Origin of the sequence: Magnetospirillum gryphiswaldense MSR-1 v2, from assembly GCF_000513295.1 — a bacterium.
Classification (GTDB): Bacteria; Pseudomonadota; Alphaproteobacteria; order Rhodospirillales; family Magnetospirillaceae; genus Magnetospirillum; species Magnetospirillum gryphiswaldense.
In genome coordinates, this window is the sequence record NC_023065.1 from 419927 (window position 1) to 433531 (window position 13605).

General features: G+C 63.3%; 9 protein-coding genes. 4 read left to right on the forward strand and 5 right to left on the reverse strand.

Translation table 11 applies throughout. The features are described 5' to 3' along the window. Nucleotides 1–4: 4 nt before the first annotated feature. Both MGMSRV2_RS02035 and MGMSRV2_RS02040 read right to left on the reverse strand, forming a co-directional pair. Nucleotides 5–988: an MBL fold metallo-hydrolase gene (locus MGMSRV2_RS02035; protein ID WP_024078649.1), complete on the reverse strand. Its 984-nt coding sequence runs from the start codon at nt 986–988 to the stop codon at nt 5–7. 22 nt (nt 989–1010) lie between these two features. After that, nucleotides 1011–2810, reverse strand: a complete 1800-nt coding sequence (locus MGMSRV2_RS02040; protein ID WP_024078650.1) for an O-acetylhomoserine aminocarboxypropyltransferase — start codon at nt 2808–2810, stop codon at nt 1011–1013. A gap of 152 nt (nt 2811–2962) precedes the next feature. Between MGMSRV2_RS02040 and MGMSRV2_RS02045 the strand changes: the two genes are divergently transcribed. Together MGMSRV2_RS02045 and MGMSRV2_RS02050 are read left to right on the forward strand one after the other, a co-directional pair. Continuing rightward, on the forward strand, nt 2963–4813 hold the full coding sequence (locus MGMSRV2_RS02045; protein WP_024078651.1) for an ABC transporter ATP-binding protein/permease: 1851 nt from the start codon (nt 2963–2965) through the stop codon (nt 4811–4813). 4 nt (nt 4814–4817) lie between these two features. Beyond that, nucleotides 4818–6095, forward strand: coding sequence for a hypothetical protein (locus tag MGMSRV2_RS02050; RefSeq protein ID WP_024078652.1), 1278 nt, complete (start codon nt 4818–4820; stop codon nt 6093–6095). Nucleotides 6096–6258: 163 nt separating this feature from the next. Here the strand turns inward: MGMSRV2_RS02050 and MGMSRV2_RS02055 are convergent, their stop codons facing one another. Next, a complete protein-coding gene (locus MGMSRV2_RS02055; RefSeq protein WP_024078653.1) occupies nt 6259–6789 on the reverse strand; it encodes a SixA phosphatase family protein in 531 nt (176 codons plus the stop codon). A 191-nt stretch (nt 6790–6980) separates the two neighbouring features. On the opposite strand from MGMSRV2_RS02055, the gene MGMSRV2_RS02060 reads away from it, so the two are divergent. Both MGMSRV2_RS02060 and MGMSRV2_RS02065 read left to right on the forward strand, forming a co-directional pair. After that, entirely contained in the window at nt 6981–9077 is a 2097-nt protein-coding gene (locus MGMSRV2_RS02060) for an RNA degradosome polyphosphate kinase (RefSeq protein ID WP_052589073.1), read from the forward strand. 3 nt (nt 9078–9080) lie between these two features. Then, the gene (locus MGMSRV2_RS02065) at nt 9081–10562 is read left to right on the forward strand and encodes a Ppx/GppA family phosphatase (RefSeq protein WP_024078655.1); all 1482 of its coding nucleotides are present in this window, start codon (nt 9081–9083) and stop codon (nt 10560–10562) included. Here MGMSRV2_RS02065 and MGMSRV2_RS02070 read toward each other — a convergent pair whose 3' ends face one another. Next, nucleotides 10563–12200 (reverse strand): sensor histidine kinase, encoded by a 1638-nt coding sequence (locus tag MGMSRV2_RS02070; RefSeq protein WP_024078656.1) that lies wholly within the window; start codon nt 12198–12200, stop codon nt 10563–10565. 29 nt (nt 12201–12229) lie between these two features. Then, nucleotides 12230–13429, reverse strand: a complete 1200-nt coding sequence (rnd, locus tag MGMSRV2_RS02075; RefSeq protein WP_024078657.1) for a ribonuclease D — start codon at nt 13427–13429, stop codon at nt 12230–12232. Between the last annotated feature and the right edge of the window lie 176 nt (nt 13430–13605).

Genomic DNA, 13605 nt, shown 5'->3' on the forward strand with positions numbered 1-13605 from the left:
CCTGTCAGCGATCCTTGCGGATGGGGCCGAATTCCACCGGCACCCAGGCATAGCCGGATTTTTCCTTGCGGATATGACCCAGGCCGGGGAAGGGCAGGTGGGCGCCGGCGATGGCCCAATCGTTCTTCACCGCCTGTTCGATCACCGTCTTGCGGGTCTTGATCGCCTGCTTCTGATCGACGTCGAATTCAAACGACACTTCCGGGTGGCTGAACTGGACGGCGTGGTTGTGGACGATGTCGCCCCACACCAACAGCTTTTTCCCCTTGGATTGGAACAGGAAAGAGGTGTGGCCGGGCGTGTGGCCGTGGGTCTCGACGATCTGGGCGCCGCTGACCACGCTTTCCCCGGTCTTGAAGGTGCTGAAGCGGCCTTCGGCCTGATAGGGGGCGACGGAATCGCGGGCCATCTTGAAGAAGCCTTGGGCCTCCTTGGGGGCGGCGGCGGCGATCTGTTCACTCAACCAGAAATCGGCGTCTTGCTGGGCCGCCAGCACCTGGGCCTTGGCGAAGGCGGGCTTGCCCTGGCCGTCCAGCAGGCCGCACAGATGGTCGGCATGCATGTGGGTCAGCAGCACGGTGTCCACGTCTTCCGGGCGATAGCCGGCGGCCTTGATGTTGGTGACGATGTTGCCCAGGGTCGGGCCGAAGCAGGCGGCGGAGCCGGCATCGACCAGGATCAGGCTGTCGCCGGTATGGACCAGATAGGCGTTGACCGCCGTCTGCACGCCCTTGCTGTGGTCCAGGAACATGCGGGCGACCAGCTTTTGCAGCTTGTCCTCGGTCATCCCCTTCATCAATTGCAGGTGCAGATCGACATAGCCGTCGTAAAGGGCGGTGACCTCATAATCGCCCAAGGCCTGGCGATAAAAACCGGGCACCTGAGTGGTCACCTGGGCTGGCGCAGCCAGGGCCGGGCCGGCGTGAATCCCGGCCAAGGTGACGGTGGCGGCCAGCAGGCAGGCGGAAAGGCGGTTGCGTCCGAACATGGTGTGTCTCCAGGGGGTGGGATCAGGACAAGGCCCGGTCGAGATCGCGGATCAGGTCGGCTGCGTCCTCGAGGCCCACCGACAGGCGGATGACCTCGGGGCCGGCGCCGGCGGTGATCTGCTGTTCCTCGGTCAATTGCCGGTGGGTGGTGCTGGCCGGGTGCAGGATCAGCGAGCGGGTATCGCCGATATTGGCCAGATGACTGAACAGGCGGACCTTTTCCACCAGCTTCTTGCCGGCCTCGAAGCCGCCCTTGAGGCCGAAGGTGAACACCGCCCCGGCGCCCAAGGGCAGGTATTTGTCGCGCAAGGCCGCATATTTGCTGCCCGGCAAGCCAGCATAGGACACCCACTCCACCGCCGGATGGGCGACCAGGAACTCGGCCACTTTCATGGCATTGGCGCAGTGGCGTTCCATGCGCACATGCAGGGTCTCGATGCCGGTGATGGTGAAAAAGGCGTTCATGGGCGCCATGGCCGGGCCGAAATCGCGCAACGCCACGGCGCGGGCCTTGGTGGTGAAGGCGAAATCGCCGAAGGTTTCGTGGAAGGTCAGGCCGTGATAGGCCGGTTCCGGCGCCGACAGGCTGGGGAACTTGCCGTTGGCCGACCAGTCGAACTTGCCCGATTCGATGACGCAGCCGCCCAGGGAATTGCCGTGCCCGGCCAGGAATTTGGTGGTGGAATGGACGATGATGTCCGCCCCCCATTCGAACGGACGGCAGAGGAAGGGCGTCGCCAAGGTGTTGTCGACGATAAGCGGGATACCGGCATCGTGGGCGACCTTGGCCACCGCCTCGATGTCGACGACGATGCCGCCGGGATTGGCCAGGCTTTCGATGAAGATGGCCTTGGTAGTGTCGCCGATGGCCGCCTTGAAATTGTCCGCGTCGTGCGGATCGACGAAGGTGCAGTGCCAGCCCAGCTTCTTGAACGACAGGCCGAACTGGGTCAACGAACCGCCATAGAGATTGCGCGAGGCGACGAAATGGTCGCCCGGCTCCAGCAGGGTGAAGAAGGTGAGGAACTGGGCGGCGTGGCCGGAGGCGGCGGCGACCGCCGCGCGCCCGCCTTCCAGGCTGGCGACGCGTTCCTCCAAGACGCTGACGGTGGGGTTGGTCAGGCGCGAATAGATGTAGCCGAAGCTGTGCAGGTTGAACAGGCTGGCGGCGTGGTCGGTGTCCTCGAACACGTAGGACGCGGTCTGGTAGATGGGGGTGGTGCGCGCGCCCGTCGCCGCGTCGGGGGCGGCGCCCGCGTGCACCGCCTTGGTGGCGAAGCCGAATTCCTGCTTTTCCTGGTTCTCCTCGCCGGTTCCCTTGTCGCGCTTGGGGCGCGGCGCTTCCTTGGCCTTGTTGGTGATGATGCCGGAATTGACGCCGTACCAGCCCAACTCGCCGCCCAGGCGACCGAATTCGATCTTGGGGCAACGATCCATCACCACCTTGAGGCCGGCGGCCTGGGCGCGGGCGGCGGCCTCGTCGTTGCGGACGGAAAGCTGCATCCACACCACCTTGGCGCCGATGGCGACGGCCTGATCGGCGATCGGCCCGGCGGCGGCGGAATTGCGGAAGATGTCGACCATGTCCACCGGCTCGGGGATCGAGGCCAGATCGGCATAGACGGTTTCCCCCAGCAATTGCTGGCCAGCCAGGCCAGGATTGACCGGAATGACCCGATAACCCTTTTCTTGCAGATACTTGGTGACGAAATAGCTGGGCCGGTTCCAGTTGGAACTGGCGCCGACCACGGCGATGGTGCGCACGGAGCGCAAGATCTGGCGCAGGAAGTCGTCGGTATAGTCGAGGCTGGCGGCGGACACGGGGCTAACTCCTGCTGGTCGCGTGGGGGGGAATGGTGGCGGCAGAGGACAGCGCGGTCAAGCGAAAGCCCTGCGCATAAGGTCACTGGAACCCCATGCGAAAGCATGCTTAAGTGATTGGCATTACGGCTGTTCGGGTTTTTGCTGTTTCCATGAATGCGGTCCCGCCATCATCCCCGTCGGGGGGGAATTTCTTCCGTCAGTTCATCGAACTGTCGTCACCTTATTGGAATTCGGAAGAAAAGCTGAAAGTGCGCGGGATGACCGTGCTGCTGGTGGTTTTGACCGTGGCCCAGGTGGCGTCGCCCATTCTGATCAATCTGTGGAGCAAGCAGCTGTTCAATGCGCTGGAGCAGCGCAATCTCGACCAGTTCCTGGCCATGATCCTGGCCCTGGCCGGCATTCTCTCCTTCGCCATGGCGGTGACCGCCACCCATATGGTGGTCAAGCGGCGCATCCAGGTGGGCTGGCGGCAATGGCTGACCAAGCGTCTGTTGGATAATTGGATGAGCGAGGGCCGCCATTATCAGTTGGCCTATCTGCCGGGCGAGCACGACAACCCCGATGGCCGCATTGCCGAAGACATCCGTCTGGCCACCGAAGCGGCCATCGATCTGGCCCATTCTCTGCTCTACAGCTTTTTGCTGCTGGCCAGTTTCACCCAGATTTTGTGGACGCTGTCGGGGGTGTTGCAAGTCACCGTGCTGGGCGACCAATGGGACGTTCCCGGCCATATGGTGTTCATCTCCTTCGTCTATGCCGGGGCGGGGACCACCGCCGCCTTGCTGATCGGGCGTCCGCTGGTCAAGGCCGCCAACAAGCGCCAGACCAATGAAGCCAATTTCCGCTTCGGTCTGGTCCGGGTGCGCGAGAATTCGGAATCCATCGCCCTGATGCATGGCGAAACCGACGAGCGCCGCCGCCTGCGCAATCTGTTCACCGGGGTGATCACCGCCTGGGACCGCCAGACCTCGGCCCTGGCCCGGGTGTTTCTGTTCTCCAGCGGCTATTCGGTGCTGGCCACCGGCTTTCCCATCCTGATCACGGCGCCGCGCTATATCACCGGCTCCATCACCCTGGGCGAATTGATGCAGATCGCCCAGGCCTTCCAGCAGATGACCGCCGCCCTGTCGTGGCCGGTGGACAATCTGTCCAGGGCAGCGGAATGGAAGGCGTCGGTGGAACGCGTGCTGTCCCTGCAAAACGCCCTGGAAGATCTGGACCAGGATCTGACCTGCATGGAGGATGGGCGTATCTGTCTGTCCAAGACCGATTTGCCCGTGCTGGCCTTCCGCAATCTGTGTATCGCCAATCCTGACGGTACCGTGGTGGTCAGCGGACTCGAGGCCGAGATCGTTCAAGGGGAAAAGGTGCTGATTGCCGGCGATCCCGGCGGCTCGGTCAAGTTGTTCAAGGTGGTCTCCGGGCTATGGCCGTGGGGGGCGGGACGCATCGATCTGCCCGGCGACGGCGCCATCGCCTTCCTGCCGGAACGGCCCTATATCCCCATCGGTTCGCTGCGCGGCGTGCTCAGCTATCCCTCCGACCCTGAAACCTATACGGTCGAGGAATATGGCGCCGTGCTGCGCCGGGTAGGCTTGGGCCATCTGGAGGCAAGGCTGCGCCAGCAAACGGCGTGGGAACAGATTTTGACCGCCGCCGAGCAGCAGGTGATGGGCTTTGCCCGCCTGTTGCTGCGTCGTCCCGACTGGATTTTCCTGGAGCACGCCACCTCGTCGTTGTCGCCCCAGGCGGAAGAGGAAATGATGCATCTGGTGGAGCTGGAACTGCCCCACGCCACCGTCATGACCATCGGGCACAACCCGTCGCTGGATGCCTTCCATCAGCGCAAGCTGACCTTGGAAACCAGCGCCAACGGCCCCGCCTTCCTGCGGGAAACCAGTCTGAAGCCGGAAGATCGCCGCCGTCGCATGACGCCGTTGGATTTGCGCCACTGGCTGATCCACCCGTTGCGCCGCGCCGGCGAAAAGCCGCGGGACTAGGGCCATGGCCGCTTCCGTCGAGTCCCTGATGCAGGCGGCGGCGGCCCAGGTCAATGCCGGCGATCTGGGTAGCGCCTGGAACCTCTATCTGGCGGCGATCCAGGCCGAGCCCGGCAATGCCCAGGCTTGGCTGGGGCTGGGGATGACGGCGCTGTTGCAACGCAATTGGGAATTGCTGGTGCAGGTGGCCGACCGTCGCCAGCAATTGGGCGGCGACGGCTTCGCCTATTTCCATGACGTGCTGACGGTAATCTCGGGCTATGGCTTTTATGAACTGCTCGAGGCCATGGCCACCCATCTGCCCGACACGTCGACTTATGCGCCGTCGTCGCTTTATTATGCGGTCTGTGCCCGCCTGCTGGCCGGTGACGAGGATGCGGCCTTCGCCCTGCTGGCCCGCCTGAAGCCGTTATTGGCCGAACGCCGCGACCATCTGCCCATCGGCCCGGGTGACCGTTTCAATATCGCCTATCGTCAGGCCAGTCTGGTCGAGGACGGCGACTATCCCGACCGATTGGACGATAACCGCCTGTCCGCCCTGGCGGCAGCGTTGCCGGCGGTGGAAACGTACGGGCAGTGGAACCAGGAGGCGGGCGGTGATTTCGTGCTCCTCGCCGCTTGCGACGGCCAGTATCTGAACCGCTTCGGCGCCGATTACCTGAAGTCACTGATGCCCTTGGGCCAAGGCGCGATGCTGCATCTGCACGTGATTGAGCCGGTGGCGGAGGGGCTGGCCCCTGTAGCCGCCCTGGCCGCCGCCGCCGCCATGCCGGTGACCATCACCTGCGAACCAGCCAGCGCGTGGCGCGGCGGCGCCTATTTCGCCTCCGCCCGTTTCCTTGCCGCCCCCTGGGTGGTGGAACGCCATTGCGGCAGGCCGGTGATGATCACCGACATCGATGTGCGCTTTTTGCGCCCGCCGGCGGAATTGGCCGAAGCGGCCGGGCCTTACGCCTTCGCCTCGTTTGTCCACGACGGGGTGGGGCCGGCCTCGCGGCTGCCGGCGGTGTGGACGTGGTTTGCCGGTGACCATGGGCAAGCCATGCTGCGGGTCTTGTCACACAGCATTTTGTCCAAGCTGGATATCCCTTGGCCGCATAATTGGATGCTGGATCAGGCGGCGCTGATGACGGCGCGGCGCTGGCTGCGCCGTCATCATCCCCAGGCGGCCCTGGCCGAGATGAACAGCCTGTTGGGACAGTCCTTCACCCCTTGGCTGGAATGTCGCGGCGATGAGGACGACAAGGCCGCGCTGATTCGTCAGGCCGGGCAGGGGGAATAATATCGAGCTAAATACCACCTGCCCTCCACCCACGCCGTCATACCCGCGAAAGCGGGTATCCAGGAGTCGTGGGGATGATGTTGGTGCACCTTTTCTGGACTCCCGCCTTCGCGGGAGTGACGGGTGTCGCGATGGAAATATTTCCCATTAAAAGTTCCCGGCTTTAATCCTCGTCGTCGGCGTCGAGGTCGCGCGGGCGGATGAAGTCCAACAGGCGGCAGGTGCCGGCATCCAGTTCCGGCCAATGGGGCACATTGGTTTCCAGCACCGCCAAGGTGCCGGTGGGGTATTTCTGTTCCAGCCGCTTCACCGCCTCGGCATCGCCGTTACCGGCGCTCAAGCCCAGGGCCAGCTTTTCCAGGCCGGGATTGTGGCCGATCAGCAGCACCGAGTGCAGATGCCCGTCCAGGGCTTGCAGCCGGTGCAGCAAATCGCCGCGCGTGGCTTCGTACAGCCGGTCCTCGAAACTGACCGGCACCCCTTCCAGGCGTGGTTCCAGGATGTCATAGGTGGCCCGGGTGCGGGCGGCGGCCGAGCACAAGATCAGATTGGGGCGGATGCCGTGCTGTTTCAGGTACTTGCCCATGGCCTTGGCCGCCTTGCGGCCACGCGGGTTGAGCGGGCGTTGGAAATCGTCCAATCCGGCCTCGTCCCAACTGGATTTGGCGTGGCGCAGCAGATAAATCCGTTTCATTTCCGTGACCCTGTTACCGTGTGGTCCAGCAAATATGTCCTCATGCGGCGTTTTCCAGCATGAAGCATCTGTGACAGCGCGCCCAGGCATCATGACAGGGGGCGGTTGAGGATATATAAAGGTTACGTCATTCCCGCAGGCAGGAGAGCCCTTTGACCACCCAGCAGGCCACCGAACTTCCGGCGATCGCCATGGATTCCAAGGACCGCTTCATCAACCGCGAGCTTTCGTGGCTGGCGTTCAACCTGCGTGTCATCGAAGAAGCGGTGAACCACCATCACCCGCTCTTGGAGCGCCTGCGCTTTTTGTCCATTTCCGCCTCCAACCTGGACGAATTCTACATGGTGCGCGTCGCCGGCCTGAAGGGCCAGGTGGAAGCCGGTGTGATGACCACCTCGGAAGACGGTCTGACCCCGGCGCAGCAATTGAACGCCATCAACGGCATGGCGTCCGATCTGCTGCGGGCGCAAAAGGATTGCTGGCGCAGTCTGCAAGTGGAACTGCGTGCCGCCGGCATCAGCGTCGTCGACCAGAGCGAACTGACCAAGGCGGAAATGAAGTGGCTGGACAGCCGTTTCATGGAACACGTCTTCCCGGTGCTGACGCCCCTGGCCATTGACCCGGCGCATCCGTTCCCGTTCCTGCCCAATGCCGGCATCGCCCTGGTGCTGCACCTGTTCCGCCTGGATGACGGCGAGGTGCTGCGCGCTTTGGTGCCGCTGCCGCCGCAATTGGAACGCTTCATCCGTCTGCCGGGCGAGGCCATCCGCTTCCTGCCGCTGGAACGCTTGGTGCTGCTGTTCCTGGACCGCCTGTTCCCCGGTTTCCGCATGGAGGCCAGCGGCCTGTTCCGGGTCATCCGTGATTCGGAAATGGAGATCGATGAAGAGGCCGAGGATTTGGTGCGCGTGTTCGAAAGCGCGCTCAAGCGCCGCCGTCGCGGCCTTGTCATCCGTCTGACCTTCTCCTCCGGCATCCCCGAGGAGTTGAAGTCGCTGGTGGTCGCCGAAATGCACGCGGTGGAAGGCGACGTCTACGAATTCGACGAAATGATCGGGCTGGTCGACACCAAGCAGATCATCGTCGATGAACGTCCCGATCTGTTGTTCCCTCCCTACAACGCCCGCTTCCCCGAGCGGGTGCGCGATTTCGGCGGTGATTGCTTCGCCGCCATCCGCAAAAAGGACATTGTCGTCCACCATCCGTTTGAAAGCTTCGACGTGGTGGTGCAGTTCCTGCGTCAGGCGGCGCGTGACCCCAATGTGGTGGCGATCAAGCAGACGCTGTACCGCACCTCGAAAGACAGCCCCATCGTCAAGGCGCTGATCGAGGCGGCCGAGGCCGGCAAGTCGGTCACCTGCATGGTCGAGTTGAAGGCCCGTTTCGACGAGGAAGCCAATATCCGTTGGGCCCGCGATCTGGAAGCGGCAGGGGCCAACGTGGTGTTCGGCTTCATGGAACTGAAGACCCACGCCAAGATTTCGCTGGTGGTGCGGCGTGAAGGCGGTGGGCTGGTGTCCTATGTGCACTTCGGCACCGGCAATTACCACCCGATCACCGCCAAGGTTTACACCGACCTGTCGTTCTTCACCTGCGACGAGGATCTGACCCGCGACGCCAGCAAGGCCTTCAATTACATGACCGGCTATGCGGTGCCGGAAAAGATGGAAAAGCTGGCCATCGCGCCGTTGTCGCTGAAGAAGTCGCTGCTTAACCTGATCGACAAGGAAATCGAATTCGCCAAGACCGGCAAGCCGGCGGCCATTTGGGCCAAGATGAATTCTCTGGTCGATCCCAAGCTGATCGACGCGCTTTATCGCGCCAGTCAGGCCGGGGTGCAGATCGATCTGGTCATCCGCGGCATCTGCTGCCTGCGTCCCAGCGTGCCCGGCCTGTCCGATAACATCCGGGTCAAGTCCATCGTCGGTCGTTTCCTCGAACACACCCGGGTGATGGTGTTCGGCAACGGTAGTCGTCTGCCCAGTCGGCAGGCCAAGATTTACATTTCTTCCGCCGACTGGATGCAGCGCAACATGGATTGGCGGGTGGAAACCCTGGTTCCCATCGAAAACCCCACCGTGCATCGCCAGATTTTGGAACAGATCATGGTCGCCAACCTCAAGGACATGGCGCAAAGCTGGGTGCTGGGTGCCGATGGCGTCTATCGCCGGGTGTCGCCCGATGGCTCGGGTTTTTCCGCCCACACTTATTTCATGACCAATCCCAGCCTGTCGGGGCGCGGCAGTGCCGGCGACAAGGCCCGCACCCCCAAGCTGGTGCTGGACTAGGCCATGAAGATCAAGCGCCGGCAAGAACCGGTCGGTATCATCGATATCGGTTCCAATTCCATCCGTCTGTGCGTCTATGACGGCGCTGCCCGCGTGCCGGTGCCCCTGTTCAACGAAAAGGCGGTGTGCGCCTTGGGCCTGGGCATGGGCAAAAGCGGGATGTTGAACCCCGAGGGCATGGAACAGGCCATGGCGGCGGTGGGGCGTTTCGTCGCCCTGTCGCGGGCCATGGAGGTGGAGCGTCTCGATATCCTGGCCACCGCCGCCGTGCGCGATGCGACCGATGGCCCGGATTTCGTCAGCCAGCTGGAACACCGTTACGCCGTCGAGGTCAAGGTCTTGTCCGGCGGCCAGGAAGCCAAGGCAGCGGCCATGGGCGTGCTGTGCGGCACCCCCGATGCCGACGGCATCGTCGCCGATCTGGGCGGCGGCTCACTGGAACTGGTCACCGTGCAAAACGGCGATTTCGGCGATCACGTGACCATGCCGCTGGGGGTGTTGCGGCTGGCCGAGGCCGCCGGCGATGATCGTGCCAAGGCCGACGAAGTCATCACCAAATACCTGAAGAAGGTGCCGTTCCTGGAACAGGGCCAGGGCCGCGCGCTTTATGCGGTGGGGGGCGCCTGGCGCGCCATCGCGCGGATCTGCATCAGCCAGACCCATCATCCGCTCACCGTGTTGGACAATTTCGCCATCGACCCGAAAGAGGCTTTGCGCATCATCGACCTGATCGCCGGCCAAAGTAAGAAGTCGCTGGAAAAAGTGCCGGGCGTGTCAAAAAAGCGGGTGGGCAATCTGCCGTTGGCGGCGCTGTTGCTGGACCGGGTGATCCGCGCCACCAATCCGTCCAATCTGGTGTTTTCCATTTACGGCATGCGCGAGGGCCAGTTCTATCGCCGTCTGCCGGAACGGCTGCGCCAGCAGGATCCGTTGTTGTCGGTGTGCCGGCAGATGGCGCAGATGAATTCGCGCTTTCCCGAGCATGGCGATGAATTGATGGCGTGGATGGCGCCCCTGTTTCCGGGCGAAACCGCCCATGATGCCCGCTTGCGTCACGCCGCCTGTCTGGTGTCGGATATCTTCTGGAACGAACACCCCGATTATCGGGCCGAACAGGCGTTTCACCGCTTGCTGCGGCTGCCGTTCATGGGGGTGCCGCACCGCGACCGTGCCGCCATCGCCTATACGGTCTATCAACGCTACCAGGGCGACGACGATACCGCCCATGCCCAGATGGCCATCCAATTGCTGGACGAGTTCGATCTTAAGCGCTGCCGGGTCACTGGTACCGCCCTGCGTCTTGCCCACACCCTATCGGGTGGCGCCCCCAATCTGTTGAAGCAGACCCGGCTTTTGTTCGACGGTGGCGACGTCATCATCGAAGTGCCGGGCGGCAACCCGGCTTTCGCCATCGAGAACGACCGCACCTTCGACAAGCTGGCCAAGGCCTTGGGCTGCGTCAATCTGGTGTTCAGAAAGGTGTGATCACGCTGCCGGCAAGGTGAAGCTGATGGTGCAGCCCTCACCCGAGGGGGACTGCACTTGGATCAGGCCGCCATGCAGTTCGACGATACGCTTGCAGGCGGCCAGACCGATGCCGGTGCCTTCGTATTGGCTGATGCCGTGCAGGCGTTGGAAAATGCCGAACACCCGTTCACGCTGGTCGTCGGGGATGCCGATGCCATTATCGGCGATGGTGATGCGCCATAGCGGCCCATGGGGCTGGGCGTCGATGCGGATAGAGGGGGGGCGGTCGGCGGCGGCGAATTTCAACGCATTGCCGATCAGGTTCTGGAACAGGCGGGTGATCTCGCTGTGATTGCCGGCGACCACCGGCAAGGGGCCTGCCTGGATGATTGCGCCGGTTCGCTGCACCACCAGGGCCAGATCAGCCTGGACCTGGGCCAGGATTTCATTCAAATCCACCGGTTGCGCCTTGGTGTCGCCGCGACCCAGGCGCGAGTAATCCAGCAAATCCAGGATCAACCGGTCCATGCGCTTGGCGCCGTCGCGGGCGAAGCCCAGGAAGGTCCGGGTTTCGTCGTCCAGCGATGCGGTCAGCCGCCGCTCCAGCAAGCTTAGATAACTGCTGATCATGCGCAAGGGCTCGCGCAAGTCATGGCTGGCCACATAGGCGAAGTTTTCCAGATCGGTGTTGGAAACCGCCAGGGCGCGACTGTGTTCCTCCAATTGCTCGGTGCGGCGCAACACTTCGGCTTCCAGATTTTCCTGCATGCGCCGTTGCTGCGCCTGCAACATGCCCATGTACAAGACGGTGACCCCCACCCCCAGGATGGTCAGGTTGAGGGTGAAGACCGTGTGCGCCGCCGCCCCATGGCCCAGGGGGCCGATGCCCAGGGACGCCTGGGCGACCATGATCGTGGCACAGACCAGATTGCCCAAGGCGGCCCCGGCCAGATGAAAGCGAAAGGCGAGAAGCGTCAGCCCGAACAACGACAAGGGCGCCAGCAATGGATCGATGGCCGACAAGATCGCCTGGGCGGCGCCCAGAATCAGAGTCGTCATCACCAGCGCGGTGGTGTCCGCCGACGAGGTGTGGTCGCGAATGGCCATGACCAAAGGCAAGATCAGGAACAGGCCGCAGGTGTCGGCGCTGACCAGCATGGCCACCCGGCTGACATAACTGGCCAGATTCAGTTCGGCGGTGCCCAGGGCGAAATGGATCAGTGGCAAAATCCACACGGTCAACACCGGGGGCAGCACCGATATGCGCAGCAGGCGCCACAGGCAGGTCAGGTGGCGCGGCCCCTGAAGCAAGGGCAGGTGGTGCTTGTCCTCGGTCCGTCGCCAGAGCCACCAGGCCAGCCAGGATTGACAGCTGTCGACCAGGGCCGACAGAGCGGTGGCGCCGACCATGGCCGCTAGCGAATTGCTCGGGTTCATGGACAGAAAATTGGCGACAAGGCTGGCGGCGAAAACCGCAGGCACACCCAGGCGCGGCCCCAGCCGGGCAACCAGGGCGACGCCGATGCCGGCGGGCAGCCAGAAGACGGTCAGGTTGCCGGGCGGCAGTCTGGCCAGACTGGCGGCACCGACAGCCAACAGGATATAGAGCCCCATCAGCAGGAAGCCGGCCACCGGAGCCGAGGTGACAAGACGCATGGGGTGTTTCCCCTTGTGCTTGGGGTGACTCAGTCCACTTCCACCAGGGCGGGGGCGCATTGGGGCTCGACCGGGTCCATGGGCACCAGCCGCAGCTTGCGTCCGTCGGTGCAAAAGCCCAGGGCTAGACGGCCATGCTTCAGCGCCAGGGCGTCTTCGCCGAACAGGTCGCGGCGCCAGCCGTGCAGGGCCGGGATTTCGGCATGGTCGTCGGCGGCGATGGCTTCGATATCGGCGGAATTGGCCACCAGCTTGCTGGCGACGCCGTGGGCGTCGCATTTCATCTTCAGCAGAACCTTCAACAGATCGACCACCGGCCCCAGGCCGCGTGGCAGTTCCACCCGTTCCGGCGGCTTGGGAATCTGGTCTTCCGGCAGGGCCAGTCCGCGTTTGACCGCCTCCAGAAGGGCGGTACCCATGCGGCCTTCGACCATGCCCTTGCCCATGCCGCGGGTACGGGCCAGTTCATCCACGTTGGCGGGGTGGTGGGCGGCGATCTCCATCAGCGTTTCGTCGCGCAGCATGCGCTGGCGCGGAATGTCGCGTTCCTGCGCCTCGCGCTCGCGCCAAGCCGCCAGTTCCTTCAGCACCGCCAGGAATTTCGGGCTGCTGGACCGGGGCTTCAACCGCTTCCAGGCATTTTCCGGATCGGTGCGATAGGTGTCGGGGCTGGCCAACTCGGCCATTTCGTCCACCAGCCAGTCAAGGCGACCGTTACGTTCCAGCTTGCGCACCAGCTTTTCATAGGCCACCCGCAGATGGGTGACGTCGGCCAGGGCGTATTGAATCTGCTTTTCCGTCAAGGGACGCAGCGCCCAATCGGTGAAGCGCTGGGATTTGTCGATGCGGGCCTTGGCCAATTGGCTGGCCAGGGTCTCGTAGCCGACCGAATCGCCGAAGCCACAGACCATGGCGGCGACCTGGGTGTCGAACAAGGGCGCCGGCACCGCGCCTGAGAGGTGCAGGAAGATTTCCACGTCCTGGCGGGCGGCGTGGAACACCTTCAGGACATTGGGATTGGCCATCAGTTCGAACAACGGCGCCAGGTCCATGCCGGGCGCCAGCGGATCGACGGCGCGCGCCTCGTCCGGTCCGGCCAGTTGCACCAGACACAGCTGCGGGTAATAGGTCTTTTCCCGCATGAATTCGGTGTCGACGGTGATGTAGGGGGCCGAAGAAAGACGCTGGCAAAAAGCGGCGAGTTCGGCGGTATCGGCGATCATGGGCATGGGGTCAAGTGATACACCCATCGGCCTTTGTCGGCAAGGGCGGGCATGGAGAAGTCTGATCCGGCGAGTTTAATTGCGACCGTGGTTATCGCGCAACAATCATCAATCAAACGCGATATTTGGGTTTATTAAGTACCTCATAGGTAGTAAAAAATAGCATCCATACTTCATATGGA

What these genes read in the sequence shown, in the direction of transcription:
- MGMSRV2_RS02035 (WP_024078649.1), bottom strand. Translation starts at nt 988, where the DNA reads ATGTTCGGACGCAACCGCCTTTCCGCCTGCCTGCTGGCCGCCACCGTC.
- MGMSRV2_RS02045 (WP_024078651.1), top strand. Translation starts at nt 2,963, where the DNA reads ATGAATGCGGTCCCGCCATCATCCCCGTCGGGGGGGAATTTCTTCCGT.
- MGMSRV2_RS02050 (WP_024078652.1), top strand. Translation starts at nt 4,818, where the DNA reads ATGGCCGCTTCCGTCGAGTCCCTGATGCAGGCGGCGGCGGCCCAGGTC.
- MGMSRV2_RS02055 (WP_024078653.1), bottom strand. Translation starts at nt 6,789, where the DNA reads ATGAAACGGATTTATCTGCTGCGCCACGCCAAATCCAGTTGGGACGAG.
- MGMSRV2_RS02060 (WP_052589073.1), top strand. Translation starts at nt 6,981, where the DNA reads ATGGATTCCAAGGACCGCTTCATCAACCGCGAGCTTTCGTGGCTGGCG.
- MGMSRV2_RS02065 (WP_024078655.1), top strand. Translation starts at nt 9,081, where the DNA reads ATGAAGATCAAGCGCCGGCAAGAACCGGTCGGTATCATCGATATCGGT.
- MGMSRV2_RS02070 (WP_024078656.1), bottom strand. Translation starts at nt 12,200, where the DNA reads ATGCGTCTTGTCACCTCGGCTCCGGTGGCCGGCTTCCTGCTGATGGGG.
- rnd (WP_024078657.1), bottom strand. Translation starts at nt 13,429, where the DNA reads ATGCCCATGATCGCCGATACCGCCGAACTCGCCGCTTTTTGCCAGCGT.